Annotated in this window: 28 protein-coding genes and 1 riboswitch; of the genes, 12 read left to right on the top strand and 16 right to left on the bottom strand. The window is 70.1% G+C overall.

Annotated features, from left to right (window positions below; all coding sequences use genetic code 11):
• Window positions 1-4 precede the first annotated feature (4 nt).
• Window positions 5-358, top strand: a complete 354-nt coding sequence (locus AC3DEV_RS13970) for a DUF3017 domain-containing protein (RefSeq protein ID WP_120286202.1) — start codon at window positions 5-7, stop codon at window positions 356-358.
• 10 nt (window positions 359-368) lie between these two features.
• Here the strand turns inward: AC3DEV_RS13970 and AC3DEV_RS13965 are convergent, their stop codons facing one another.
• Genes AC3DEV_RS13965 through AC3DEV_RS13955 form a run of 3 tightly spaced genes read right to left on the bottom strand, consistent with a single transcriptional unit; the run spans window position 369 to window position 3,316 of the window.
• Entirely contained in the window at window positions 369-806 is a 438-nt protein-coding gene (locus tag AC3DEV_RS13965) for a hypothetical protein (protein ID WP_120286201.1), read from the bottom strand.
• Window positions 803-1,972: a homoserine O-acetyltransferase MetX gene (metX, locus tag AC3DEV_RS13960; RefSeq protein WP_132063529.1), complete on the bottom strand. Its 1,170-nt coding sequence runs from the start codon at window positions 1,970-1,972 to the stop codon at window positions 803-805. The genes AC3DEV_RS13965 and metX overlap by 4 nt, the downstream gene beginning before the upstream one ends.
• A 9-nt stretch (window positions 1,973-1,981) precedes the next feature.
• Complete coding sequence (locus AC3DEV_RS13955; RefSeq protein WP_488372496.1) at window positions 1,982-3,316, bottom strand: O-acetylhomoserine aminocarboxypropyltransferase/cysteine synthase family protein; 1,335 nt, start codon at window positions 3,314-3,316, stop codon at window positions 1,982-1,984.
• A 53-nt stretch (window positions 3,317-3,369) separates the two neighbouring features.
• A riboswitch (SAM riboswitch) is annotated at window positions 3,370-3,485 on the bottom strand.
• A 156-nt stretch (window positions 3,486-3,641) separates the two neighbouring features.
• On the opposite strand from AC3DEV_RS13955, the gene AC3DEV_RS13950 reads away from it, so the two are divergent.
• The 6 genes from AC3DEV_RS13950 to trpS all read left to right on the top strand — a co-directional run bounded on the left by AC3DEV_RS13950 (window position 3,642) and on the right by trpS (window position 9,734).
• Window positions 3,642-4,865, top strand: a complete 1,224-nt coding sequence (locus tag AC3DEV_RS13950) for an NADP-dependent isocitrate dehydrogenase (RefSeq protein ID WP_159148803.1) — start codon at window positions 3,642-3,644, stop codon at window positions 4,863-4,865.
• 140 nt (window positions 4,866-5,005) lie between these two features.
• Window positions 5,006-5,878: a bile acid:sodium symporter family protein gene (locus AC3DEV_RS13945; protein WP_067712517.1), complete on the top strand. Its 873-nt coding sequence runs from the start codon at window positions 5,006-5,008 to the stop codon at window positions 5,876-5,878.
• A gap of 50 nt (window positions 5,879-5,928) precedes the next feature.
• A complete protein-coding gene (locus AC3DEV_RS13940; RefSeq protein ID WP_067712515.1) occupies window positions 5,929-7,149 on the top strand; it encodes an MFS transporter in 1,221 nt (406 codons plus the stop codon).
• A gap of 40 nt (window positions 7,150-7,189) precedes the next feature.
• Entirely contained in the window at window positions 7,190-8,035 is an 846-nt protein-coding gene (locus AC3DEV_RS13935) for an exodeoxyribonuclease III (RefSeq protein ID WP_488372495.1), read from the top strand.
• A gap of 111 nt (window positions 8,036-8,146) precedes the next feature.
• Window positions 8,147-8,620, top strand: a complete 474-nt coding sequence (locus tag AC3DEV_RS13930; RefSeq protein ID WP_488372494.1) for a PPOX class F420-dependent oxidoreductase — start codon at window positions 8,147-8,149, stop codon at window positions 8,618-8,620.
• Window positions 8,621-8,687: 67 nt separating this feature from the next.
• The gene (trpS, locus tag AC3DEV_RS13925) at window positions 8,688-9,734 is read left to right on the top strand and encodes a tryptophan--tRNA ligase (RefSeq protein ID WP_488372493.1); all 1,047 of its coding nucleotides are present in this window, start codon (window positions 8,688-8,690) and stop codon (window positions 9,732-9,734) included.
• 325 nt (window positions 9,735-10,059) lie between these two features.
• Here the strand turns inward: trpS and AC3DEV_RS13920 are convergent, their stop codons facing one another.
• The 4 genes from AC3DEV_RS13920 to AC3DEV_RS13905 all read right to left on the bottom strand — a co-directional run bounded on the left by AC3DEV_RS13920 (window position 10,060) and on the right by AC3DEV_RS13905 (window position 13,992).
• Window positions 10,060-11,118, bottom strand: a complete 1,059-nt coding sequence (locus tag AC3DEV_RS13920) for an RNase H family protein (protein ID WP_488372492.1) — start codon at window positions 11,116-11,118, stop codon at window positions 10,060-10,062.
• Window positions 11,119-11,291: 173 nt separating this feature from the next.
• Window positions 11,292-11,534 (bottom strand): hypothetical protein, encoded by a 243-nt coding sequence (locus AC3DEV_RS13915; protein ID WP_069389963.1) that lies wholly within the window; start codon window positions 11,532-11,534, stop codon window positions 11,292-11,294.
• Between the two features lie 45 nt (window positions 11,535-11,579).
• A complete protein-coding gene (locus AC3DEV_RS13910; RefSeq protein WP_488372491.1) occupies window positions 11,580-12,845 on the bottom strand; it encodes a fatty acid desaturase family protein in 1,266 nt (421 codons plus the stop codon).
• 46 nt (window positions 12,846-12,891) lie between these two features.
• Window positions 12,892-13,992, bottom strand: coding sequence for a flavin reductase family protein (locus tag AC3DEV_RS13905; RefSeq protein ID WP_440221101.1), 1,101 nt, complete (start codon window positions 13,990-13,992; stop codon window positions 12,892-12,894).
• A 257-nt stretch (window positions 13,993-14,249) separates the two neighbouring features.
• Between AC3DEV_RS13905 and AC3DEV_RS13900 the strand changes: the two genes are divergently transcribed.
• A complete protein-coding gene (locus AC3DEV_RS13900; RefSeq protein ID WP_488372490.1) occupies window positions 14,250-14,849 on the top strand; it encodes a TetR/AcrR family transcriptional regulator in 600 nt (199 codons plus the stop codon).
• A 50-nt stretch (window positions 14,850-14,899) separates the two neighbouring features.
• On the opposite strand, the gene AC3DEV_RS13895 is transcribed toward AC3DEV_RS13900, so the two are convergent.
• From AC3DEV_RS13895 to sdhC, 5 genes are all read right to left on the bottom strand, one after another.
• The gene (locus AC3DEV_RS13895; protein WP_488372489.1) at window positions 14,900-16,324 is read right to left on the bottom strand and encodes a D-alanyl-D-alanine carboxypeptidase family protein; all 1,425 of its coding nucleotides are present in this window, start codon (window positions 16,322-16,324) and stop codon (window positions 14,900-14,902) included.
• Window positions 16,325-16,598: 274 nt separating this feature from the next.
• A complete protein-coding gene (locus AC3DEV_RS13890; protein ID WP_119192275.1) occupies window positions 16,599-17,390 on the bottom strand; it encodes a succinate dehydrogenase iron-sulfur subunit in 792 nt (263 codons plus the stop codon).
• A complete protein-coding gene (sdhA, locus tag AC3DEV_RS13885; RefSeq protein WP_472981245.1) occupies window positions 17,390-19,159 on the bottom strand; it encodes a succinate dehydrogenase flavoprotein subunit in 1,770 nt (589 codons plus the stop codon). The genes AC3DEV_RS13890 and sdhA overlap by 1 nt, the downstream gene beginning before the upstream one ends.
• Window positions 19,160-19,216: 57 nt before the next feature.
• Entirely contained in the window at window positions 19,217-19,648 is a 432-nt protein-coding gene (locus AC3DEV_RS13880; RefSeq protein ID WP_120286191.1) for a succinate dehydrogenase hydrophobic membrane anchor subunit, read from the bottom strand.
• Between the two features lie 14 nt (window positions 19,649-19,662).
• Window positions 19,663-20,070 (bottom strand): succinate dehydrogenase, cytochrome b556 subunit, encoded by a 408-nt coding sequence (sdhC, locus tag AC3DEV_RS13875; RefSeq protein ID WP_082923680.1) that lies wholly within the window; start codon window positions 20,068-20,070, stop codon window positions 19,663-19,665.
• A gap of 189 nt (window positions 20,071-20,259) precedes the next feature.
• Here sdhC and AC3DEV_RS13870 point away from each other — a divergent pair, with 189 nt between their 5' ends.
• The gene (locus tag AC3DEV_RS13870) at window positions 20,260-20,712 is read left to right on the top strand and encodes a cytidine deaminase (RefSeq protein WP_488372488.1); all 453 of its coding nucleotides are present in this window, start codon (window positions 20,260-20,262) and stop codon (window positions 20,710-20,712) included.
• 11 nt (window positions 20,713-20,723) lie between these two features.
• Window positions 20,724-22,022 (top strand): thymidine phosphorylase, encoded by a 1,299-nt coding sequence (locus AC3DEV_RS13865; RefSeq protein ID WP_488372487.1) that lies wholly within the window; start codon window positions 20,724-20,726, stop codon window positions 22,020-22,022.
• A gap of 38 nt (window positions 22,023-22,060) precedes the next feature.
• Here the strand turns inward: AC3DEV_RS13865 and AC3DEV_RS13860 are convergent, their stop codons facing one another.
• Genes AC3DEV_RS13860 through AC3DEV_RS13850 form a run of 3 tightly spaced genes read right to left on the bottom strand, consistent with a single transcriptional unit; the run spans window position 22,061 to window position 23,934 of the window.
• The gene (locus AC3DEV_RS13860) at window positions 22,061-23,293 is read right to left on the bottom strand and encodes a primosomal protein (RefSeq protein WP_488372531.1); all 1,233 of its coding nucleotides are present in this window, start codon (window positions 23,291-23,293) and stop codon (window positions 22,061-22,063) included.
• 12 nt (window positions 23,294-23,305) lie between these two features.
• Entirely contained in the window at window positions 23,306-23,686 is a 381-nt protein-coding gene (locus AC3DEV_RS13855) for a YbaB/EbfC family nucleoid-associated protein (protein ID WP_067712187.1), read from the bottom strand.
• Window positions 23,683-23,934 carry a hypothetical protein gene (locus tag AC3DEV_RS13850; protein WP_472981243.1) on the bottom strand — a complete coding sequence of 84 codons (252 nt, stop codon included), beginning with the start codon at window positions 23,932-23,934 and terminating at the stop codon, window positions 23,683-23,685. Before AC3DEV_RS13850 ends, AC3DEV_RS13855 begins: the two co-directional genes overlap by 4 nt.
• Window positions 23,935-24,110: 176 nt before the next feature.
• On the opposite strand from AC3DEV_RS13850, the gene AC3DEV_RS13845 reads away from it, so the two are divergent.
• Window positions 24,111-24,293: a hypothetical protein gene (locus AC3DEV_RS13845; protein WP_488372486.1), complete on the top strand. Its 183-nt coding sequence runs from the start codon at window positions 24,111-24,113 to the stop codon at window positions 24,291-24,293.
• On the top strand, window positions 24,290-24,616 hold the full coding sequence (locus AC3DEV_RS13840) for a hypothetical protein (RefSeq protein ID WP_488372485.1): 327 nt from the start codon (window positions 24,290-24,292) through the stop codon (window positions 24,614-24,616). Before AC3DEV_RS13845 ends, AC3DEV_RS13840 begins: the two co-directional genes overlap by 4 nt.
• Before the next feature lie 749 nt (window positions 24,617-25,365).
• Here the strand turns inward: AC3DEV_RS13840 and AC3DEV_RS13835 are convergent.
• On the bottom strand, window positions 25,366-25,895 hold a 530-nt coding region (locus tag AC3DEV_RS13835; RefSeq protein WP_488372484.1), incomplete at its 5' end, for a phage major capsid protein.

Genomic DNA, 25,895 nt, shown 5'->3' with positions numbered 1-25,895 from the left:
CCCGATGACCCACCCCGCTCCCGACCGGCCCCGTGACGGGGCGACCGACGCGAGGCCGCGCCGTACGCGGCCCGCGCGTCTGACGTGGGCGCAGGTGCGGGCGCAGTGGCCACTCGCGCTCGTGCTGGCGGGGGTGATGGTCGCGCTGGGGTTCGTGATCCTGGAGCGGTGGCGACGCGGCGCGTTCCTGCTGGGCGTGGTCGCGCTGGCCGCGGCGGTCCTACGGGCGGCGGTGCCTGATGAGCGGGCGCGGTTGCTCGGGGTCCGGGGACGGACCTTCGACGTCGCCTTCTACACCGGGCTCGCCGTCGTCATCCTGTGGCTGGCGACATCGGTCGACTCGCTCGGCACCGGGTAGCGGAGCCGGGTCACCGGAGCCGAAGCGGTACCCCGTCGCGGACGTGGTCGCGTACCCCTGGCGAGACGAGGAGAAACCCCATCGCCGTCAGGGCGAGCAGCGACAGGACCGTGCCGACGACGGAGATGAAGGTGACGCTGTCCACCACCATCCGCGCGAGCGAGCTGAGAGCGAGCAGGGCCACGGCCGCCCCGATCACCACGCGAGCGGCGCGGTGGGCGCGCCACAACAGGACGGCCCCCACGACGAGCACGAGTCCCAGGACGAACGCGGAGGCGGCGGAGGCGATGGCCGGGCCGAAGCCCGTCGTGTCGTGACCGCCGGAGGCGGTCGCGGTGAGTCCCAGCAGGGTGGCGAACCCGATCGCCATCCCGATGACGCCGAAACCCGCCGCGAGGCCGGCCAGCCCCATCACGGCCGGGCGGGGGGTGTGGTCGTGGTCGTTCACGCATGACCTCGCGTCCGGTCGGAGGTGCCCTGCTCGGCCAGTTCGAGAGTGCGCTCGAGCATCGGTCCCACCACGTGGTCCTCCGTGAGGAAGCCGTCGTGGCCGGCGGGACTCTCGATGACCACGAGAGGGTCCGCACCGGGGAGCAGGTCGGCCAGTTCGTGCTGTTGCCGTAGCGGGTACAGACGATCGGTGGTCACGCCGCCGATCACGCACGGGACCGGGCAGGTGCGCAGTGCCTCCTCGACGCCGCCCCGGTCCAACCCGACGTCATGACGGTTGAGGGCGTCGGTGAGCAGGACGTACGTGCAGGCGTCGAAGCGGGAGACCAGCTTGCCGGCCTGGTGATCGAGATAGGACTGCACGGCGAAGCGGCCCGACATGGACAGGTCCTCGCCCCGGGGGTCCTCACCGGGTTGGGGCCGGTTGGCGAAGCGCTCGTCGAGTTCGACCTCGCCCCGGTAGGACAGGTGCGCGATGCGTCGCGCGATTCCCAGGCCGGTGACCGGGGTGCGGCCGGTGCCGTGGTATCCGCCCTGCTGCCAGTGCGGGTCCGAGGTCACGGCCATGATCTGGGCAGTCTGGATGCCGATCTGGTCGGCGGAGGCGCGGGCGCCGACGGCCAGGACGCACGCCGCACGGACGCGGTCCGGGTACGTGACCATCCACTCCAGCGTCCGGGCGCCGCCCATGGAGCCGCCGATCACCGCCGCCCAGCGGCCGATCCCCAGCAGGTCCGCCAGCAACCGCTCGGACTCGACCATGTCGCGCACCGAGACGGCCGGGAACCGCGCGCCCCAGTAGTGGCCGTCGGGGTGGAGCGAGCTCGGCCCCGTCGACCCCCGGCAGCCCCCCAGGACGTTCACGGACAACACGCAGTAGCGGTCGGTGTCCAGCGGGAGTCCGGGCCCGACGAGCCCGTTCCACCACCCCGGGGTGGGGTGCAGGGAGTCGACCGGCCCCACGACGTGCGAGTCACCGGTGAGTGCGTGTTCGACCAGCACGACGTTGGACCGGTCGTCCGCGATCCGCCCCCACCGCTGGACCGCGAGGGTCACCCCCGGGAGGACGACACCGGTGACCAGCGTGATGTCGCCGAGGGCGACGTGGCCGAGGGTGCCGTCGCCCGGGGGCAGCAGCGCGAGCGGATCGGAAGAGCGGACCATGGGGGCGGGTCAGGAGATCGCGGCGAAACCGAGCTCGAGGTCGCCGATGAGGTCATCGGCGGACTCGATGCCTACCGACAGGCGGACGGTCGCGAGGGTGATCCCGGCGATCGCGTTGGCCTCGGGGGTGCCCTGCGAGTGGGTGGTGGTCGCGGGGTGGCACACGAGTGACCGCACGTCACCGATGTTGACCAGGCACGAGTGCAGCTTGAGGGCGTCGATGAACGCCCAGGCACGGGCCTTGACATCGTCGTCGGACGTGCCCTCCGGCACGGCCAGGTCGAACGTCACGATCGCGCCCGCGCCCTTCGGGGAGATCTTCTTCTGCAGCTCGTTGTACGGCGACGACGCGAGGCCGGCGTACTGCACCTTGGCGACGTCCTCGCGGGCCTCGAGCCACTCGGCGATGCGCTGCGCGTTGGACACGTGGCGCTCGACCCGCAGGCTGAGCGTGTCGATGCCCTGGGCGAGGGTCCACGCGTTGAACGGGGAGGCCGCCGCGCCGGTGTCACGCAGGAGGGTCACCCGGGCCTTGAGCGCGAGAGCGGGCGCGCCGAGATCGGCGTAGACGAGGCCGTGGTAGGCCGGGTCCGGGGTGGTGAAGGACGGGAAGACGTCCTGGCCGTCGCGCTGCACACGCCAGTCGAACTTGCCACCGTCGACCAGGACGCCGCCGAGTGAGGCCCCGTGTCCACCGAGGTACTTGGTGGCCGAGGAGACCACCACGTCAGCACCCAGCTCCAGCGGGCGGATGAGGTAGGGGGTGGCCACGGTGTTGTCGATGACGAGCGGAACCTGGTTGCGGTGCGCGACCTCGGCGATGGCCGGGATGTCCAGGATGTCGTTGAGCGGGTTCGAGATCGACTCGCCGTAGAAGAGCTTCGTGTTGGGGCGCACGGCCGCCTCCCACGAGGCGGGGTCGTCGGGGTTCTCGACGAACGTCGTCTCGATGCCGTACTTGGGCAGGGTGTGGCGCAGCAGGGTGTCGGTGCCGCCGTACAGGCGGGGGGACGCCACGACGTGGCCGCCGGACTGGGCGATCGCCTGGATGGCGGCGGTCTCGGCCGCCTGTCCCGACGCGAACAGCAGACCCGCGACGCCGCCCTCCAGCGAGGCGATGCGATCCTCGACCGCTGCCACGGTGGGGTTGGTGATGCGGGTGTAGATGGGGCCCATCTCCGCCAGCGCGAAACGGTCGGCCGCCTGCTTGGCATCGGCGAACACGTACGAGGTGGTCTGGTAGATCGGCAGATTCCGGGCTCCGGTGTCGGAGTCGACGGGCTGCCCGGCGTGGATCTGACGCGTCTCGAAGGCCCAGTCCGTATTGCTGTTGTCGTAGGTCATAGGGGCGGAGCCCCTCCTCTCATCGAAAAGGGTCCGCCCGCTTGACGACAGCGGACCCGCGCTTGCCCGTCACCCGGTCGGGTGGTGGCCAGGTCGTCTCCCGGGGCACCCCACCGCGGTGGAGGGTTGCCGTCCAGCGAGCCGGGGCTTTCCGCTGGAACTCATGACCTGGGGTCAGGCTAGCCTAAGCCGCTCGACGGAGGCAACGAGGGGTTACCCGTCGCAGCGGCGGCTCCGGACCGTGCCGAGCAGTAAAGTGAGACCTACGTCACGTAAGGGCCGACAGCGTCGGCCCCACAAGGGCCGGGCGGGGAAAGAGGATCCGATGTCGAAGATCAAGGTCGACGGGACCGTCGTGGAACTCGACGGCGACGAGATGACCCGCATCATCTGGAAGTTCATCAAGGACGAGCTGATCCACCCCTACCTCGACGTGGATCTCGAGTACTACGACCTCGGCATCACCAGCCGTGACGCGACGGACGACCAGATCACCGTCGACGCGGCCAACGCCATCGCCAAGCACGGCGTCGGCGTCAAGTGCGCGACCATCACGCCCGACGAGGCCCGCGTCGAGGAGTTCGGGCTCAAGCGGATGTACCTCTCACCCAACGGGACCATCAGGAACATCCTCGGCGGGACGATCTTCCGCGCGCCGATCATCATCTCCAACGTCCCGCGACTGGTCCCCGGCTGGACCAAACCGATCATCGTCGGCCGCCACGCCTTCGGCGACCAGTACAAGGCGACCGACTTCAAGGCCCCCGGCCCGGGAAAGGTCACCATCACCTACACGCCGGCCGACGGGTCCGAGCCGATCGAACACGAGATCGTGAACCTGCCCGAGGAGGGCGGGGTGGTCATGGGGATGTACAACTTCACCAAGTCGATCGAGGACTTCGCGCGGGCCTCGTTCAACTACGGTCTCGACCGCGGGTACCCGGTGTACCTGTCCACCAAGAACACGATCCTGAAAGCCTACGACGGCGCGTTCAAGGACATCTTCCAGGACGTGTTCGACCGCGAGTTCAAGGACGAGTTCGACAAGGCCGGCCTGACCTACGAACACCGCCTCATCGACGACATGGTGGCCTCCGCGCTCAAATGGGAGGGCGGTTATGTCTGGGCGTGCAAGAACTACGACGGTGACGTGCAGTCCGACACCGTGGCCCAGGGGTTCGGCTCACTCGGTCTGATGACCTCCGTCCTGCTCACCCCGGACGGGAAGACCTGCGAGGCGGAGGCCGCCCACGGCACCGTCACGCGGCATTTCCGGCAGCACCAGGAGGGCAAGGCGACCTCTACCAACCCGATAGCCTCGATCTTCGCGTGGACCCGGGGTCTCGAGCACCGCGGCAAGCTCGACGGCACCCCGGAGGTCATCGAGTTCGCCCACCAACTCGAGGACGTGGTCATCAAGACCGTCGAGGAGGGGCAGATGACCAAGGACCTCGCGCTGCTCGTCGGCGATGGCCAGGAACACCTCACGACGGAGGAGTTCCTCGCGGCGCTGGATGAGAATCTCAAGCGCACCCGAGCAGAGGCCTGATCCCGCGCGCCCACCGTTCGGCGACGACCCCGCGCCCGCCGGTGTGGGGTCGCGGCGGCGCCCGATCGGTTACCGTAGTCGGACAGTGGTCCACGTCACAGGCGTGGCCAGCCGTTCCGTCGTGAGCCCAGGAGACGTCCGTGGATCAGAGCCCCTTGGTCGATATCGGCCTGCCGATCGCCCTGGCCATCATCATGGTCGGCATCGGGTTGAGTCTGACCAGGGAGGACTTCGCGGTCCAGGCCAGATCGCCCAGGGCCACGATCGTCGGACTGTTCGGCCAACTGGTCCTGGTTCCGCTGGTCGGTGTCGGTGTGGCCCTGCTCTTCGGCCTCACGCCGATGCTGGCGCTCGGGGTGGTGCTCGTGGCCGCGACGCCGGGCGGGGCGACGTCGAACCTCATCACTTATCTCTCCCGCGGCAACGTCGCCCTCTCGGTCATCCTCACCGCCCTCACCTCCGTCGCCGTCATCCTCACCCTGCCGATGTGGTTCGGCATCGGCGCGCGCCTCATCCCCGGAGCCGCGGACGAGGAGGTGACCGTCCCTCTCGGCCAGACCTTCGGACTCCTGCTGGGCGTCATCCTCATCCCGGTCGCGATCGGGATGATCCTCCGTGCCAGGAGGCCCGCGCTCGCCTCCCGCATCGAGCGCTACGTCGGGATCGTGGGCCTCGTCGTGCTGGTCCTGCTCATCGTGGGGATCGTCCTCGGCGAACGGGACCGGATCGTCGACCTCGTCGTGACCGTCGGCCCCGCCGTGATCGTCCTCAACCTCGCACTGATCGTTCTCGGCGGCCTCCTGGCATGGGTGAGCAGGCTGAGGCGGGCGGAGCAGATCGCGATCGCTGTGGAGTTCGGAATCAAGAACACCACCCTGACGCTGTTGATCGCCTTCACCGTGATCGGTGACGAGGAGGTCGGGCTCGCGGCCGCCGTCTACAGCATCGTCATGTACGTCACGGCGTTCGCGCTGGTCTACGGTGGCCGACGCCTCATGCGCACCGCCCCCTGATCGGGCTGACGTGGCAGGCCCGGCCGGGGTGGTGGGCGTAGCCTTCGTCGGTGACCACGAGCCCCGCAGCCGCCCCGGCGCCGGACACCGAGCCCGCCGCACCCACCCCTCGCCGTGTGGCGCTGGCGATCCTCGCGCTCGCGCTGGGCGGGTTCGGCATCGGCGTCACCGAGTTCGCCGCGATGGGACTGCTGCGGTCGATCGCCGAGGGCTTCGGGCTCACCGAACCACAGGCCGGCAACGTCATCAGCGCCTACGCGCTCGGCGTGGTCGTGGGTGCCCCGCTGCTGACCGTGTGGACCTCACGGTGGCGGCGCCGCACCCTCCTGCTGGTCCTCATGGCGATGTTCACCGCGGGCAACGTCGCGGCGGCCTTCGCCCCGACCGCCGAGATCCTGGTGGCGGCCCGGTTCGTCGCCGGAATCCCGCACGGGGCGTACTTCGGGGTCGCCTCCCTGGTGGCGGCCTCCCTCGCGGGCCCCGGACGGCAGGCGCGGGCGGTGTCCCAGGTGCTGCTCGGACTGTCGGTCGCGAACGTGATCGGTGTCCCGGCGGCGACCTGGCTCGGGGAGACGATCGGGTGGCAGTCCGCCTTCCTCGCGGTCGGGGTGATCGGCGCGCTGACCGTGGCGGCCATCTTCGTCGTCGTCCCCGAACCCACGGGGACGGTGGTCGTCAGGGCGCGCGAGGAGCTCGCCGCGTTGGCGAGGCCACAGATCCTGGCGACGCTCGCCGTGGGGTCCGTCGGGTTCGGCGGCATGTTCGCCGTCTACACCTACATCCAGTGGACGATGGTCGACGTCGCCGGGATCGATCCCGGCTGGATGCCCGCGGTGCTCGCCGTCTACGGACTCGGCATGGTGGCCGGCAACCTGCTCGGCGGTGTGGTTGCGGACCGGGACCTCGACCGCGGGCTGGTCGCGATCGCCGCGGTGATGACCGTGGTGCTGGCGCTGTTCGCCGTCGCCGCGCACCATCCCGTCACGGCGCTGGTGGGTCTGTTCCTGGTGGGCACGACCGGATCCGCGTTGGTGCCGGGGCTGCAGTCCCGACTGATGACATACGCGGGCAGGGGACAGACGCTCGCCGCCTCGCTCAACCACTCGGCCCTCAACGCCGCCAACGCGCTGGGCGCGTGGCTCGGCGGGGCCGTGATCGCCCTGGGCTTCGGCTACACGTCCCCGGCGCTCGCCGGGGCGGCCCTGGCGGCGGCGGGTCTCGCGATCCTGGTGGGCGCGGTCTGGGCGGCGCGGCGGACGGCGACGGGGTAGCCGAACCGTCACGTTCCCGGCGATCGGTAGCCTGTGGGCCGTGAGCCTCACCGTCAGCACCGTCAACGTCAACGGGATCCGCGCCGCCGTCAAGCAGCGGTCGGAAACCAACCTCGGATTCCTGCCCTGGCTGGAGAGCAGCGGGGCGGACGTCGTCGCCCTCCAGGAGGTGCGCGCCGACTCCGACCAGACCCGTAAGGCGCTCGCTCCCGCCCTCGACGCCGGGTGGCATCTGGTGGGCGCTCCGTCCTCGCTCAAGGGTCGAGCCGGTGTGGCGATCCTGTCCCGCGCCGAGCCGACCGACGTGCGCGTCGGGCACGGCGACGACGAGTTCGAGGAGGCCGGCCGCTACATCGAGGCCGTCTACCCCGGGGCCGTCGACGGTGAGACCGTCACCGTCGCCAGCCTTTACCTGCCCTCGGGGTCTGCCGACACCCCCAAGCAGGACGAGAAGGACCGGTTCCTGGGGACCTTCCGCGAGTACCTCGCCGAGCGGGCCGGGCATCTGAAGACCCGCGAGGGTCACGAGATGGTCATCTGCGGCGACTGGAACATCGCCCACCGTGAGGCCGACCTGAAGAACCACAAGGGCAACCACAAGAGCTCCGGTTTCCTGCCGCACGAGCGGGAGTGGATGACCGACGTCTTCGCCGACGGCAGCGGCTGGACCGACATCGTGCGGTATCGCCGCCCCGACGAGATCGGCCCGTACTCGTGGTGGAGCCAGCGAGGCAAGGCCTTCGACAACGACGCGGGCTGGCGGATCGACTACCACGTGGTGTCCGACGGCCTGGTCGACCGGGCGGTGTCTGATCGCGTGGACCGGGCGAGCGCGTACGACATGCGGTGGTCCGACCACGCGCCGGTCACCGTCGTCTACGAGTAGGTCCGGGACGAGTGGGTCCGAGACGAGTGGTGACGACGACGAGGGCGACTTCTGAGATCGGGCCCGCGGCCACGGATGCCACGCGGGGGACGGGTCCGTAACCTCGGCACCATGCCGAAGTATGCGACCGCTGAACGTCCCGATCGAGCCGGCCTCGACCATTTCGTCCGCCCCCGGCACCGCGCCGTCCTCATCACCCGTCGGTCGTCCGGCGGGCTGCAGACGTCGCCGGTGACCTGCGGTGTCGACTCCGAGGGCAGGCTCGTCGTGGCCACCTATCCGCAGCGGGCGAAGGTGGCCAACATCCGCCGCGACCCGGCCGTGAGTGTGTGCGTGCTCTCGGATGACTTCAACGGCCCGTACGTCCACCTCGACGGCACGGCGGAGGTCGTCGACCTGCCCGAGGCGGTGGAGCCGCTGGTGGAGTACTTCCGCAGCGTCGCCGGGGAGCACGACGACTGGGACGAGTACCGGGCGGCGATGGTGCGGCAGGGCAAGTGCCTCATCCGGGTGGCCGTCGACGACTGGGGCCCGATCGCCACGGGCGGATTCCCGCCGGAGATGGCGCCGCCCGCCGACCGCTGACAGTGCGGCGACCGGCCGCGCGAGGGCGTGGGCGGTGGGTGGTCGGGGACGTGGGAAGATGAACGCCATGTCTGAGCAGTCCTCCTCCGCAGCTCCCGCGAAGCGCCAGCGTGTCCTGTCCGGCATCCAGCCGACCGCCGACTCGTACCACCTCGGCAACTACCTGGGCGCGGTGCGGCAGTGGGTCGAGCTGCAGGACGACTACGACGCGTACTACTTCATCCCCGACCTGCACGCGATCACCGTCAAGCAGGACCCCAAGGAGCTGCGCGAGCGGGTCTTCCGCGGCTGTGCGCAGCTGCTCGCGCTGGGGGTGGACCCCGCCCGGTCGGTGCTGTTCGTGCAGTCGCACGTGCCCGAGCACGCCGAGCTGGCGTGGGTGCTGGGCTGCATCACCGGGTACGGCGAGGCCGCCCGGATGACGCAGTTCAAGGACAAGGCCGCCAAGCAGGGCACCGACGGCACCACGGTGGGTCTGTTCACCTACCCGGTGCTCATGGCCGCCGACATCCTGCTCTACCGCCCGCACCTGGTGCCGGTGGGCGAGGACCAGCGTCAGCACCTCGAGTTGACCCGTGATCTGGCGATGCGGTTCAACTCCCGCTACAAGAAGACCTTCGTGGTGCCTGAGGGCAAGATCCTCGAGGGGTCCGCCAAGATCTACGACCTCCAGGATCCCACCGCCAAGATGAGCAAGTCCGGTGAGAACCCGAAGGGCATCGTCAACCTGCTCGACGACCCCAAGGTCTCCGCCAAGCGCATCCGCAGCGCGGTCACCGACTCCGACGGCACCATCCGCTACGACCGCGAGATGAAGCCGGGGGTGTCCAACCTGTTGGCGATCCAGTCGGCGTTCTCCGGGCGACCGATCGCCGACATCGTGGCCGACTACCAGAGTGCCGGCGCCGGCTACGGGGCCCTGAAGACCGACACCGCCGACGCGCTCGAGGCGTTCGTGACCCCGTTGCGGGGCCGGTTCGACGAGTACATGTCCGACCGCGCCGAGCTCGAACGGATCCTCGCCGACGGCGCGGACCGTGCCCGCGCGGTGGCGAGCCCGGTCCTCTCGCAGGTGTACCAGGCAGTCGGCTTCACTGCTCCCCGCCGCGGCTGACCAGCGATGATAGGCCCGAAAGCTACTAGTCAGGTGTAGTAAATGGTGGGACGGTCGAGTTCACGATGATGATCGTCAACTGAAACGCCGGCGTCACACTACGTCCTTAGAGTCGGGCCCAGCTCATCGGAGACGAAGCTCCGGCGAGCAGTCGTATCCCGCCACCTGACAAGGAGTCACACAATGGGTCTAGTTGCCGGTCTCATCGGAATCGTCGGCGATCTCCTCCACCTGCTTCTCGGTGGCCTGTAGGCGCCCGCCAGCGCCGGGAAATGGTGCCCCTCACCGGACGCGGTGAGGGGCACCTTCTCGTGCGGGTCGGGGCTCAGGCCTCCGGGGTCCCCTGCTGGAACGTCTGACGCCACGACCCGCCGGAGCGGACCCAGACCGAACTGCGCAGCGTGGAACCGTCGCCCGACCGCTCCCGCCACACGAGCAGGATCGACTCCGCCCCGACCCGGCGGGCCTCGATGAGGTCCAGCGTGCGTTCGGCCGTCGACCGACCGGATGATCCGGCGGCGGCGAGCCTGTCTGCGCGGGACCACACCTCGCCCCGGGCGCACACGTGGCTCCACGAGGGATCCAGCAGCTCCTCCAGCCGGGCGCGGTCACCCCGGACCGCCTCCGTGAGAAGCGACCGCTCGAGATCCACGACCAGGTCCAGGTCCGTCCGGTCCGGCGCCTCGTCGGCGTCGTCGGCCAGGGAGAACAGATCGGGCTCGGCGGCGGAGGATGCCCTCGTCGTCGTCACCTTCGTCGTCGTTTCCCTCGTCTTGCCCCCGCCTGCCGGGGCGGACGCCGGCACCGACGCGGACTCCGACCGCCGAACGGTGCCACCCGCCGCCGGGGGAGCGGCCGGGTCGTCGCCGGCGCCGACGGCCTGCGCGCCCGGATAACCCGGGCCGGCCTCCGGCTCCTTCTTGGCGGCATGCGCTTTTGCGGCGCCGTTGGCCAGGACGTCGGCCTTCTCGTTGAGCTCGTGGCCGGCGTGGCCCTTGACCCACTCGAACGTGACCTTGCGGCCCTGCATGGCCTCGTCGAGGGCCTTCATCACCTCGACGTTGAGCACGGGCTTGCCGTCGGACTTCTTCCAGCCCTTGCGCTTCCAGCCCGCCATCCACTTGGTGATGGAGTTGATGACGTACTGCGAGTCGCACAGCACGTGAAGGGGCTCCGGGGCGTGCGCGGTCTGGCGCAGCAGGTCCAGGACGGCGGTGAGCTCGCCCTGGTTGTTGGTGCCGCGCTTCCAGCCGCCGCAGCGCCACGTCGAGTCGTCGATGTACCAGGCCCAGCCGGCGGGGCCGGGATTTCCGAGGGCGGAGCCGTCCGCTGCGGCGATGATCGTCACGGTCGACGATCCTGCCACCGTTGCGGACGCGACCATTCACCGGCTCCCCGAGGCTGAGCCTCAATCCAAGATCCACCTATCGAATTACGATCCACCTACGGAATTCCCTAGGTGGATCGCAATTCGATAGGTGGATTGCCTGGCGCGGTGGAGTTGGGCGGCGTCTCGGCGTCCCGGCGACCGGGGGCCACCGAGCCCCGTCGCGCGTGTCAACCCTGGAGGTCGCCGTCCTCGATGCCGTCGAGATCGATCGCTTCGCCGTCCTTCCGCTCGGCTCGCCGGGAGATCTTGGCCGCCTCGCGCATCTCGATGCCCTCGGTGACGAAGTCGCCGACCTCCTTGGCGATCGAGCCGATCGCGTCCGTGATGATGACGGCGATCCGTCCCACCAGCGACGCGCCCGCCTGGACACCTGCCTGGACCTGGTCCTTGTTGCGTTCGAAGTCGCTCATGGACCGCTCCCTTCGTCGGTGATGCCCTTAGACGGTACCCGCGGCTCAGGCGGCGACGGGAGTCTTCCTGCGTTCGATGATCACCGCAGGAGTGTCCGCGGCGGTGGGAGGCAGGGGCAGCGCCAGGCGGAACATCTTGGACCAGACGTTCGCGACCTGTTTCCACAACGGTCCGGTCGTGTACGGCAGGCCGTGCTCCTCGCAGATCGCGCGCACCTCGTCCGCGATCTCCGGGTAGCGGTGCGCGGGAAGATCCGGGAACAGGTGGTGCTCGATCTGGTGCGACAGGTTGCCGGTCGCCAGATGCATGAACGGGCTGCCCGAGATGTTGGCCGACCCCAGCATCTGCCGGACGTACCACTCGCCGCGGGTCTCCTCGGCCGTCTCCTCCTGCGTGAACACCTGGGCGCCGGACGGGAAGTGGCCACAGAAGATCACCGAGAACGCCCAGATGTTGCGGACGACATTCGCGGTGAGGTTGCCGGCGAACGTGAGCGGGAACAGCGGGCCGGTCAGCGCCGGGTGCACGATGTAGTCCTTGGCCACCTGGCCGCGGACCTTGTTCCACCAGCCGGCGAGCAGGCCCTTGACGTCGGACCACTTGCGCTTGCCCTTGAGGACGTTGTCGTACTCGAGGTCGTGCATCATCACGCCCCACTCGAACAGCATCATCAGCGCGAACGCGTACACGGGGTTGCCCAGACGCAGCGGGGTCCACTTCTGCTCGTACTCCATCCGCAGCAGGCCGTAACCGATGTCGCGGTCCAGGTCGAGGATGTTGGTGTACGTGTGGTGCATGTAGTTGTGCGAGTGCCGCCACTGGTCCGACGGGCACACGTTGTCCCACTCGAAGCTCGAGGAGTGGAGCATGTCGTCGCGCATCCAGTCGTACTGGCCGTGCATGACGTTGTGGCCGATCTCCATGTTGTCGAGGATCTTGGACGCGCTCAGCGCGGCGACGCCGGCCAGCCAGGCCGGGGGCAGGAAGCCGAGGAACATCAGCCCGCGGCCGGCCAACTCCAGGCGGCGTTGGGTGCGCACCACCCGCAGGATGTAGTCGCGGTCGGCGGTGCCGAGGTCGGCCCTCACGCGGTCGCGGATGGCATCGAGTTCGTGGCCGATGATCTCGACCGACTCGGCCGACAGCACGATCGGCTCGGGGCCGGGGGTCTTCGCGGTCTTCGCGTCGGCGGACTTGCCGGCCGCCTTGTCGGAGGTCTTGCCGCCGACCTTCGGCGGCTTCGCAGCCTTGGATGCCTTCGGCGTGGTGGACTTCTTCGGGCGGAGGCCGGGCAGTTGCAGGAGTGTCATAATGGGGTCCTTCCGGGTCGTTCCGGGCGGGTGGTGGTGAAGGTGGTCAGAGCTCGATCTCGACGTCGCCCACGGGCGCGTTGACGCAGATCTGGACGTGGCAGTCAGGAGTGGCGTCGATCTCGCCGGTGCGAAGATCCCGGGTGGTGCCGGAGACGCGCACGGCCGTGCAGGTGTGGCAGATGCCCATCCGGCACCCGTGCTGGGGGCGCAGGCCGGCGGCCTCGGCGCCCTCGAGCAGGGTGGTTCCCTCGTTCCGGGCGGTGACGCCGCTACGCAGGTGGGTCACGGTGCCTCCGTCGCCGTCGGGCACGGGCCCGGTCGCGGAGGTGAAACGCTCACGCAGGACGCCGGAGAACCGCTCGGCGCCGAGGACCTCCTCGAGGCCACGGGCCAGCGGCTCGGGGCCACAGAGGAACACCGCGGCGTCATCGTGCCAGGGGGCTGTCTCCTCGAGATGGTCGGCGGAGAGGTGACCGGCCAGGCCGCTCGGGGTCGTCCCCTCGGCGGTGGGGACCACCGTGACCGTCACCCCTGCCCGGGCCAGCTCACGGAGCTGGTCCCGGAAGGGCACGTCCTCCACGCGGCGGGCGTAGTGCAGCCACGCCACGCGGCCGGGCGCCCCGTCGCCGCAGTGGCCGTCCGCGGCGAGCGTCGAGGCGATCGCCAGCATCGGGGTGATGCCGCTGCCACCACTGACCAGCAGCACATCGGCGGGGCGGGCCTCGGGCAACGCCATCTCGCCGACCGGGTTGCCCAGGAGCAGTCGCATCCCGGGCGCGGCCTCGTCCCAGAGATGGTTCGAGACCACGCCGTCCGGGTGCCTGCGGACGGCGATGGTCGCCAGCCCGTCACGGCGGGACGCCGGATCGACGGGGGAGTAGTGGCGGCGGTGGACGACGCCGTCCACCACGACCCCGATCTCGAGCGCGGCGCCGGGTGCGGGCCGGTCGACCCCGGCGGGCAACCGCAGGGTGAGGACCGTGACGTCGGGGACCGGCCGGTCGACTGCCACGACGGTCGCCCCGGTGGGGTCGTCGGACCAGTCCACGCCCAGGGAGCGGACGTAGTGTTCGACCGGATGGGGGGTGAGCAGGGTGCGCGTGACCCGGCGGGAGAAGAGTCTGCGGATGGGCGGGGCGGTCATGTGGACCTCCGTTGAGGATGTGGGTCGGTGTGGTCGGACGCCGTCGGATGCGGCCACTCTCCGGCGGTCATCGCGCCTCGCACCGGGTCGGTGCCGTCGCGGTCGGGGTGCGCATCCGTCCGGTTCGACCACCGGACGTTTTTGAGTGTACAGCCGTTCTCCGAAATGGGAAGGGGGTCGATTTGTGGCCCGGCCCACACCCCGTGCACGGGGTGGTCTCCGGCGCGTCAGACCTGGCTGGCGATAGGATGGCGTATGTGACGACGCCCAGGACACGTGCGGAACAGAAGCGGCACACCCGTGCACTCATCGTCGAGGCGGGCCGGAACGGGGTGGCCACGCGCGGCTTCACCGGGCTCGTCGTCCGCGAACTCGCGCGCGAGGTCGGCATCGTCCCCACCGCGTTCTACCGGCACTTCGAGTCCGTCGACGACCTCGCTTCGGAACTCGCGACCGGCGCGGCCGACGCCCTCGGGTCGTTCATCGACGAGCTGATCTCCGCCGCGACCGACGACCCCGCGACCGACTGGCCCCGCCTGGCCTCCGCCGCCGCCACCCGGGATCCGCAGACCTGGGCCATGCTCGCGCGCGGCCTGGTCGACACCGCGCATCCCGACCACCGGGTCCTCGCGGCCGCCGTCGATTCCGCCCGCCGTCGGCTGGGGATCACCCTGGGTCGGCTCGAGACGCTCTCCGGAGCGAACGACACCTCCATCGACATCGCGGCCGACCTCGTCGTCGTCGTCCTCCTCCGCGCCCTCGTCGAGACGGCCGACGACTCCGACGCCCGCACCCCGGTCGACGAGTGCGCCGGGCGACTGCGGGTCATCCTCGCCGGCGCCGGCGTTGTCTCCTGACCGGCCGTTCCCCGGCCGTTCCCCGACCGTACGCGCCGACGCGGCGGCCGCTACGGACGTGGGGCCGGGCCCGCGGGCTGGTTCCGTGACCGCAGTGTGAGGACCGCCCCGGCCACCACGACGAGTCCCGCCGCGCCCAGCGCCAGCCACGTGCTGTAGCGCTCGAGCACCGAGCCGCCGACGATCGCCGTCTCCGGCGTGCCCGCCCCGCCGAGGCCGCCGGCCAGATGCTCGGTCGCGTGATCGGTCGAGTCCTGCGGCCCGGCCTCGAGCACGCCCACAGGGTCCGAGTCGCCCGCCGCGTACCCCGCGTCCAGCAACGCGGCCGCCTGCTGCCACGGCGGGCTGGGCACACGCGTGCCGTCGAGCAGCACCACCGCGAGCCGCCGACCGTCCCGCTCGGCCGCCCCTATGAACGTGTGCCGGGCATCGTCGGTGAAACCGGTCTTGCCGCCGATCGCGCCCGGGTAGTTGTGGAGCAGCAGGTTGTCGTTGCCCAGCACGAAGCCGGGGTTGATCAGGACCCCGTCCGCGCCCATCGTCGGGCCGGTGTGCTCCGGTACCGCCGCCGGATCCGGTGGTTCGGTGCCCGGACCAGCGGGGTATCCGGGGAAGCCCGTGGACGGGGTGGCGACGATCTCCGCGAACGCCGGGCGGGCCATCGCGTCCCGGAAGATCAGCGACATGTCGTAGGCCGTGGACATCATGCCCGGGCCGTCGAGGCCGTTCACGGTGGCGACATACGTACTGCGGGCCCCGAGCGCGACGGCGTGCGCGTTCATCGCGGCGCACGTCTCCTCGATGCCCCCCAGCTGCCGCGCCAGGACCACCGCGGCGTCGTTGCCGGAGGCCATGAGCAGGCCGCTGAGGAGCCGTCCCACGGAGTACTCGCCGCCCGGCCCGATGCCCACGAGGCTGCCCTCGGCCCCCTCGAGGTCCGCGTCGGTGACCTCCACGACCCGGTCGACGTCGAGCGAGTCCAGCGCGACGGAGGCGAGCAGTGTCTTGATCACGCTCGCGGGGCGGTATCGGCCGTGCGGGTCCTTGGCCGCCACGATCTGGCCGGTGTCCAGGTCGGAGACCAGCCACGCGCTGGCGGTGACGTCGCGTGGCACCTCGAATCCGTCGGGCGCCACGACCTCGCAGCCGGCGAGCCCGTCACCGCCCGGAGGGGTGTCGGGCACCGGGGGAGGGGTCGGGGACGTCTGCCCGGGGAGCGGGACCTCGGACTCGTCGACGGGAGCGGGCGGTGTGGTGCGGTGCGGGCACCCGGTGATGTCGCGCGGGGTGTCGAAGTACGACGGCGACGTGGTCGACGGCAGCACGGCGGCCGGCGGCGGCTCCGTCAGCGGAACGGCGGGAGCCGGCTCCACTGCTGTCACGGGTGCCGCTGCCGCGAGCGGTGCCAGTGCGACGAGGGCTGCGGTCACGAGGCCGGCGGCTCGCTGGACGGGCCGTCGTCGGGTGCTGGTCACGGAGGTCGAGTCTACGTCCGGTCGACGTCGCCTCGGGTCGGACCCGCTGGCCCGGGTCTGACCCGCCCTCGCCCTGCAGCCGCTCCCCGGGCGTGCGGCTGGGGTCGCAGCGGGCAGGCAGTTGCCCCGGCGTGCGGCTGCCGGGGAGGCGAGGGGCCGCGAGGGAAGGAAACGGCGGAGGGGCCGCACTCTCCGTCTGTGGAGAATGCGGCCCCGGCCGGTGCTGCGAGGCGACGTCGGAACGACGCGCGCCGGCGTGGTGGCTACCCGGTGATCAGCGCGCGAACAGCAGTGCGCGCTTGACCTCCTGGATCGCCTGGGTCACCTGGATGCCACGGGGGCACGCGTCGGTGCAGTTGAAGGTGGTGCGGCAGCGCCACACGCCCTCGGCGTCGTTGAGGATCTCGAGCCGCTCGGCGGCGCCCTCGTCACGCGAATCGAAGATGAACCGGTGCGCGTTGACGATCGCCGCCGGCCCGAAGTAGGACCCGTCGGCCCAGAACACGGGGCAGGAGGTCGTGCAGCAGGCGCAGAGGATGCACTTGGTGGTGTCGTCGAAACGGGCGCGGTCCGTCGGCGACTGGATGCGCTCGGCGGTCGGCTGGTTGCCGGAGGTGATGAGGTACGGCATCACGTCACGGAACGACTTGAAGAACGGCTCCATGTCGACGTACAGGTCCTTCTCCACCGGCAGCCCGCGGATCGGGGCGACCGTGATGGTGATGGACTTGCCGTCCTTGGGCAGCATGTCCTTCATGAGGACCTTGCACGCCAGTCGGTTGACGCCGTTGATCAGCATGGCGTCCGAGCCGCAGACGCCGTGCGCGCACGAGCGACGGAACGCGAGCGAGCCGTCGATGTAGTTCTTGACGTACATCAGCAGGTTGAGCAGACGGTCGGACGGCAGCGCCGGGACCTCGTACTCCTTCCAGCCGGCCGAGTCCGGATCCTCCGGGTTGAACCGGGCGATCTTCAGCGTGACCATGGTCGAGCCGGGCGGCACGGGACGGTTGGCGCCGGGGTCCTTGCCGTCGTTGGCCTTGGTGGTGTCGACTGCGGTGCTCATCAGTACTTACGCTCCATCGGCTCGTAGCGGGTCTGCACAACCGGCTTCCAATCCAGCCGGATGTCGGAGAGCAGGTCGAGACCGCCCTCCTTGAACGCCATCGTGTGTTTCATGTACGTGGCGTCGTCGCGGTCCGGGTAGTCCTCGCGGGAGTGACCGCCGCGGGACTCCTTGCGGTTGAGGGCACAGACGACCGTGACCTCCGCCAGCTCCAGCAGGAAGCCCAGTTCGACGGCCTCCAGGAGCTCGGTGTTGAAGCGCTTGCCCTTGTCCGAGACGGTGACGTCGGCGTAGCGGGCCTTGAGGGCGCGGAGCTCGTCACGGGCCTCGGTGAGCGACTGCTCGGTGCGGAAGACCGACGCCTTGTCGTCCATCATGGCCTGCATCTCGCTGCGGATGTCCGCGGCGTTCTCGCTGCCGTGCGGGGCGAGCATGCGCTCCATCCAGTCACGGACCATCTGCTCGGGCTCGGCGGGCAGCTCGACGAAGTCATGGCCCGCGGCGTACTCGGCGGCGGCGATGCCGGCGCGGCGGCCGAACACGTTGATGTCCAGCAGCGAGTTGGTGCCCAGACGGTTGGAGCCGTGGACGGACACGCAGGCGCACTCGCCCGCGGCGTAGAGGCCGGGGACGACGTCCTCGGAGTTGCGCAGCACCTCGCCCTGCACGTTGGTCGGGATACCGCCCATGACGTAGTGGCAGGTGGGGAAGACCGGTACGAGCTCGGTCACCGGGTCCACGCCGAGGTAGGTGCGCGAGAACTCGGTGATGTCGGGCAGCTTCTCCTCGAGCACGTCGGCACCGAGGTGGGTCACGTCGATGTAGACGTAGTCCTTCTCGGGGCCGGCGCCGCGGCCCTCGCGGACCTCCAGGACCATCGAGCGGGCGACGATGTCACGGGGCGCGAGGTCCTTGATGGTGGGGGCGTAGCGCTCCATGAAGCGCTCACCGTCCGCGTTGCGCAGGATGCCGCCCTCACCGCGGACGGCCTCGGAGATGAGGATGCCCAGGCCGGCGAGGCCGGTCGGGTGGAACTGGTGGAACTCCATGTCCTCCAGCGGCAGGCCCTTGCGGAACACCACGGCCATGCCGTCACCGGTGAGGGTGTGGGCGTTCGAGGTGGTCTTGTACATGCGGCCCGAGCCACCCGTGGCGAAGACGGTGGCCTTGGAGTGGAACACGTGCAGGTCGCCGGAGGCGAGCTCGTAGGCGACGCAGCCGGTGGCGACGGGACCCTCGGGGGTCTCGGTGAGACACAGGTCCAGCACGTAGAACTCGTTGAAGAACTCCACGTTGTGCTTGACGCAGTTCTGGTAGAGCGTCTGCAGAATCATGTGACCGGTGCGGTCGGCCGCGTAGCAGGCGCGACGCACGGGCGCCTTGCCGTGGTCACGGGTGTGGCCGCCGAAGCGCCGCTGGTCGATCTTGCCCTCGGGCGTGCGGTTGAACGGCAGGCCCATGTTCTCCAGGTCGATGACGGCGGTGATGGCCTCCTTGGCCATGATCTCCGCGGCGTCCTGGTCGACGAGGTAGTCGCCGCCCTTGACCGTGTCGAACGTGTGCCACTCCCAGTTGTCCTCCTCGACGTTCGCGAGGGCGGCGCACATGCCGCCCTGGGCGGCGCCGGTGTGGGAGCGGGTGGGGTAGAGCTTGGTGAGGACCGCGGTGCGGGTACGCGGGCCCGACTCGATGGCCGCGCGCATACCTGCGCCGCCGGCGCCGACGATCACGACGTCGTACTGATGCTGGTGGACCTGACGATCGGTCATGGGTTACTCAGTGCTCGCTTTCGGAAAGGTGAAGTCCGCAGACGAAGACGGCCGCGGTCAGAGGTCGTAGGCGAGGCCGAAGATGGCGTAGGTGCCCAGGACCAGGACGAGGCCGGTGGCGACGAACAGGATCGAGTTGAGCCAGAACCGGGTCGAGTCCTTGCGGGAGTAGTCCGCGATGACGGTGCGGACACCGTTGCCGCCGTGGAGCATGGCCAGCCAGAGCATGAGGAGGTCCCACACGGCCCAGAACGGGCTCTGCCAGCGGTCCGCCACGTACGCCCAGTCGATGCGGTGGACGCCCTCGTCGATCATCAGACCGACGGTGAGGTGACCGATCGTGAGGATGACCAGCGCGACGCCCGAGTAGCGCATGAAGATCCACGCCGAGCGTTCGAAGTTGCCGCGCGAGCGCAGGCGGGGCGAGCGCGGCTGCGCCAGGGAGGCCGGCCGGTCGTAGGACGTCTGGAGAACAGGTGCGTCTGCCATGGTGATCGTTCCCCTTAGAGGTGCTGGAAGAGAAGGAAGAGGAGGCGGGCGGTGGCCGCGGCGAACACCACGACCCAGATCGCCAGGACGGCCCACAGCATCTGGCGCTGGTACTTTGCGCCCTTCGACCAGAAGTCGATGAGGACGATCCGGAGACCGTTGAGGGCGTGGAAGAGCACGAGCGCGACCAGGCCGATCTCCATGAGGCCGACGATCGGGGTCTTGTACGTGTCGATGACCGCGTTGTAACTCTCCGGGCTCACCGTGACGAGCGCGGTGTCGAGCACGTGGACGAAGAGGAAGAAGAAGATCGCGACGCCCGAGATGCGGTGCGCGACCCAGGACCACATCCCCGGGTCACCCTTGTAGAGGTTGAGCTTCTTTGTGGGGGCCGGACGCGCCGGCGCCTGCGCAGTACTCATGGGCTTGTCGTGCCTCCGAATCGTCTGGGCCTGATGCCATCGGCGCGCGTTCCGGCCCGAGAGCACAGCGGGCGCCTACTAGGACTTTAGACCTGAGATCTGACCGGGCGAAAGCAGGGTGGGTACCGTGGACCGAGCGGGTTCTCCCAGTTAGGGAAGCCTAAAAGATGTTACCGAGGGGTAAGCCAGGTGTCCCAGGACGAAACCGCAGCACAACACAACGCGATCGTCGCCGGCCTCACCGACGCCGCCCTCGACGCCGCACGGGGGGCTTACCGTCCGTACTCCGGACTGGGGGTAGGGGCCGCCGCGCTGGCCGTCGGCCCGGACGCGGACCCGCCCGCCGGCGACCCCGACGGGCGGGTGCGGATGGTCGTCGGGTGCAACGTCGAGAACGCCTCCTACGGCCTGACCCTGTGCGCCGAGTGCTCCCTCGTCTCCGACCTCTACCGCACCGGGGGTGGGAGACTGCTCGAGCTCGTCGTCGTCTCCCACACCGGGGACCCCCTCGCGCCGTGCGGACGCTGCCGACAACTCCTGCACGAACACGGCGGCCCCGGGCTGGTGGTCCACACCGCGCGCGGCGCGGTGCGCCTCGCCGAGCTCCTCCCGGACGCCTTCGGACCGGGGGACCTGCGGTGAGTGGATCTGGTGTGAGCGCGCGACACGACGCCGTGCGGATCATCGAGGCGAAGAGGGACGGGCGGGAACTCGACGACGACGAGATCGACTGGATCGTCGACGGGTTCACCAGCGGGGTCGTCGCACCCGAGCAGATGTCCGCGCTCGCGATGGCGATCTACTTCCGCGGGATGACCGACCGGGAGATCTCCCGGTGGACCACGGCGATGGTGGGCTCCGGAACCCGGATGGACCTGTCCGATCTGACCCGCGGCGGCAGGGTGGTGCCCACCGTCGACAAGCACTCCACCGGCGGCGTGGGCGACGCGATCACCCTCGTTCTGACACCGCTGTTGGCGACGTGGGACGTGGCCGTGCCGCAACTGTCGGGCCGGGGGCTTGGCCACACGGGCGGCACGCTCGACAAACTCGAGTCCATCCCCGGGTGGCGCGCGGACCTCGACGCCGACGAGATGCGGGCCGTCCTGACGCGGACCGGGGCCGTGATCTGCGCTGCCGGGGCGGACCTCGCCCCCGCCGACCGGGCCCTCTACGCGCTGCGGGACGTCACCGGCACCGTCCCGTCCATCCCGATGATCGCCGCGTCCATCATGAGCAAGAAGATCGCCGAGGGCACCGGTGCGCTGGTGCTGGACGTGAAGTTCGGTTCCGGCGCGTTCCTGCCCGACCCCGCCGACGCCGCCGAGCTGGCGCGGGTGATGGTCGGGATCGGCGCCGCCGCCGGTGTGCGGACCAGTGCCCTGGTGACCGCCAATAACACGCCCCTCGGTCGCGCCGTGGGCAACGCGCTCGAGGTGGCCGAGGCGCGGGAGATCCTCGCCGGCGGGGGGCCTGCCGACATGGTCGACCTGACCTGCGCGCTGGCGCTGGAGGCGCTCGCCGCGGTGGGGATCCCGGACGCCGACCCGCGTGCCCGGCTGGCGGACGGGCGGGCCATGGACTCCTACCGGGCGATGATCTCCGCGCAGGGCGGGGACCCGGACGCGGTCCTACCGCGGGCGGCGCACGTCGAGGAGGTGCGGGCCCCGGTGTCGGGTCCGATCAGGTGGGACGCGCTCGGGGTCGGCCGCGCGTCGTGGTTGGCCGGGGCGGGGCGGACCCGCCCCGGCGAGGCGGTCGCCCCGGGCGCCGGTGTGATGCTGCACCGCGTCGAGGGCGAGCACGTCCGCGCCGGCGAGGTGGTGGCCACCGTCCACGCGGGCGACGCGGCACGGTTGCCGGCCGCACTCGACGAGGTGGCGGCCGCGTTCGGGACGGGCCCGGATCGCGGTCCGGCGGGCGCGGTGGCCGAGCTACTGCGCGGCTGGTGACCGTCCGGGAACGGACGCCGGGGACGACGCACCCCGGATCAGGCGAGGTCGGGCGTGGTGACGAGCTTCTCGACGTCGTCGACCAGGTCGCGCCACTCGGACGCCTCGTCGTCATACGGTGCGGTCGGCTCGAGCAGCTTGGCGTCGTCGGGGTTGAGGACGTAGTGCAGGTAGCGCCGTAGCGCCGACCCGCGCCCGGTCACCGACGCCTCGAGTTCGGCGTCGCCGACGTAGTTGGCCAGGTCGGTGACGAACTCGACCGCCAGGCCGAGCTGCTCGGAGTCCACCATCTCCGGCCCGACCTCGATGTCGCGGTCGAGCCCGGCCAGGACGTACACGTTGTCGTCTGTGACGTGCACGTCCAGGCTGCCGTCGGTCGCGGCGATCTTGACGCGCTCGTAGGTGGCCACCCGGCTCAGGGTGTCGTCGTCGTTGTCGGCCAGGTAGCGGGACAGGCCGCGAGCGCTGGTGAAGACGTACGCCTGGTCGCCGTCACCGAGGAACACCGGCCGGTCACCCAGGTAACAACGCAGACTCAGGTACTCCTGGTCGGCGAACACGATCCTGACGGGGTCGATCCCCACGCTCTCCCAGAGCGAGCCCTCCGGGTACCCGGTCGGGGCGGGCTCGGGCTCCGGCTCCGGCTCGGGGAGCGCGGCCTCGGCGGTCTCCAGGTCGCGGCGCGCACGCTCGACCTCGGCGCGGTCGATCTCCGGGGTGGTCATGACGTCCTGAATGGCGTCGAGGACGTCGTCCCAGCCCTTGGCGACCGTCTTGCGGATGGATTTCCACAGCTTGAGCCCGTCGCGGCCGTAGAACTCGTCCATGCCGTGCGTGACGGACGCGAGCACCGGGTTGCCGTTGAAGAACTTGGTGACGGTGTCCAGTTCGCACACCTCGCCGATCGAGCGGGCGATCGCGAAGGACTGATCGATCTCGTCGACCGACGACTCGGTCGGATCTTCTCCGAGGAGCTCGAGGACGCCGACGAGGTCGTAGCAGTTCTCCTCGGCGGCGCGGAAGGCGAGCACGTCCGATCCGGCGAACTCCTCCCACGAGGGGTGGTCCTGCAGATCGTGCTCCGCGCCGCTGCGGACCAGCGCGAGGAGTTCGGCGGTCGAGTCGAAGGCGTAGAGGTCCTCGTCCAGCCCGAGGAACGCCTCCCAGTCGTCGTTGTCCTCCCGCCAGCTGGGTGCCCAGAGGGTCGTGACGTCTCCCTCCGGGAGACCGAGCTCGATCGGGACGATGTCCTTGGCCATGCCGGTCAGCATATCCACGGCTCGTCAGGCGGTGCCACGGCCCGCCGGGGCGGGGTCGGTGTGATGACGGGCGGCGTCCTCGGCTGCCCGCCTCCGACCGCTCACGGCGAGGGCCACCGAGCCCGAGACCAGCTCCGCCCGACGGGTGTTGGCCTGCTCCACGGCAGCCGACGTGGCCTCGAGGATCGACGCCGCGACCACCTCGGACCCGTGCCTGCGCAACCCGGGCGCCAACACGAGGTCCACCACGCTCCCGCCGGAGTCCGCGGTCGCGGTGGCGAGTCGGTCCCGGCTGGTCGTCGAGATGCGCAGGGTCTCCAGTTGGTCGTGTGCCGACTCCCACTCGGTCGCGATCCCGCGCAGACGATCGAGGAACGCCTCGACGTCCAGTCCTCCGGCGCTCACCTGACAGACCCGCCCGGCTCGTCGTCCGGGTCCCTGTCGTCCCAGTCGTCGGCGGCGAGGCGTTCCAGCAGATCGCGGGCGTCGCCCGCGGCCGCGGTGAGGCTGCGCAGGACCGCGCGCGCCACCTCCGCGGGCGTGCGGTCGAGGAGGGCCTCCGGAAGGGCCAGGCCCACCGGGACGCCGTCGGTGCCGACCTCGGCGACCACCCCGGTCATCGGGTCGGTGTGCCGGCAGGTGTCGGGTGCCATCAGCCGGTCGGACGGTAGAAGCCGTGGAACGACATGCCGATATTGTCGGTGCGAAGCCCGGACACCGCTACAGGGTCCCCGGCCTCCACAGGATGCGCGTCTAGGTCGTAATGAACACAAACGGCCCCGCGTGAGTTGCAGCTCACCGGGACCACGACCACGAGGAACGGACCCTCATGGATGCCACGAGCATACCCACACACCCCACCGTTGCACTGGAATGGCGCACCGGATACCAGCACCGCGGCGTCGAGTCCGTCGACTCGGGCGCCCTCGACTACCTCCTCGACGGTGACGACCCGGTCGCGCGTGCGGCCCGCGCATCCGTGCTCATCACCGCGCAGGCGGTGGCGGCATGACCGCCCAGTGGTGGCAAGACGAGACCGAACACGAATACAACGGCGAGACCTACAGCACCCGCTCGCGGACATGCGGCGTCGTGTGGGAAAACTTCACGATCGAGGGCCGCAAGCGCCAGTACCGCGCATGGGTGCGGGTCCAGCAGTCCTTACACGAGGACGTGCCCGGCATCGGCTTGTGGCTATGGAACGGCACCACCCCGGCCCAGTCGCTCAGCGTCGACGAGGCACGCCACCTCGGGCAAGCACTACTCGATGCCGCGCAGCTCGTAGACGACGAGCGAGACGCCGCGATCCGGCACCTTCTCGACAACACCCCCTGATTCGCTCCCTGAGCCGTTTCCGTGCGGTTGTGGCCCTCAGGGCCACGACTGGCGCGGTGATCGCTCAGCGTGCGATCTAGGGCGTTTACAGACGGGTTAGCCCCAAACCAACCGAAGTCCCGGTGACCAGCACAGTCCGACCGAACCGGCGGTCGGCATCCCACCGTTGAGTCTGGCCAGGCGACGGACCGGGATCACGACAGCCTTTTCGCATTCTGCGGAAGGGCTACAGGTCGTGCGATGACGCGATAATCGGCGATGGTTCGTGGGAAACCGTGGGGAGGGGTCAAGACCCCGCCACCCGTAGGGTGTCCGTTGGTCTTAACGGTGACCCTCTCCCACCGGCACACGCTGGCACCGGTTATGGCGCTGCATCCCGTCCGTCCTCACTGTCGGCCCCCGGTGCATCGGCTCGCCACACACCGAACACGCGAGCATCCGCCGGCGGTCCTTCTCGAGGTACCTACACCGGTCAGAACAGAACCGCTGCCGCGGCGACCGGGCCACAAACCCTGTCGAACACTCGTCACACTGGCGATCCATCGGTCATCCTCACGTCGAATAGCGGCGAACTACAAGCAGCGCCCCACCAGCGGAAACGATCAGCAAGACCGTGTTTCGGGGGGACGGGGGTATTGGAAGCAATGCCGTGGGGGCCACCGTGGGGTGTCTGGGGGTCACCCCCCACCCCTCTCCGGCTGGTGACGCCCCCGACCGTTGTGGCCGGGGGCGTCGAGGGTCGGCGGGTGCTACTCGGCCGGGGTGGTGAGCGTCATCTTCACGAGGGCGCCCTGCGAGGGGAACGCGAATCCGACGCGCATGGTGGCGCGGACGGCGACCCGGTCGGAGTCGAAGTAGCGGCTCGAGTCGGTTTCGAGTCGCACGTCGTCGCGCAGGACGGTGAGGACTCGGCTTGAGTCGACGGCCCAGGCGGTGCCGGCGGTGAGCGCGGACGAGACGTGGACGGGGATGCCGAGTACCTGCCTCGAGGTTCCGGCGGTGGCGTCGGTGCCGAGTAGCGGCTGCGCGGATCCTATTGCAACCCTGACCTTGGCGAGCGCGAGCGCGTCGTCGGGATGCAGGATGAACGCGGTGACGGTTGCGCCTGCGGCCTCGGCCTCGGCGAGCGCGTCAGCGAACACGTCAACCGATGACAGTTCACCGGTCGCGGTGGCGGTTGCGGTGAGGCTGCCGAGTCCGGCGGGGGCGGGGCTGGCGAGGCTGCCGAAGAACGCATCGTCAACCTTGCGGGCCATGCTGCGGGCCAGTCCCTCGCCAA

The sequence above is a fragment of the Dietzia sp. IBK-p2-15D genome (assembly GCF_057773105.1).
Note: the sequence above shows the minus strand (reverse complement) of the source record. Positions and strands in the feature narration are given on the sequence as shown.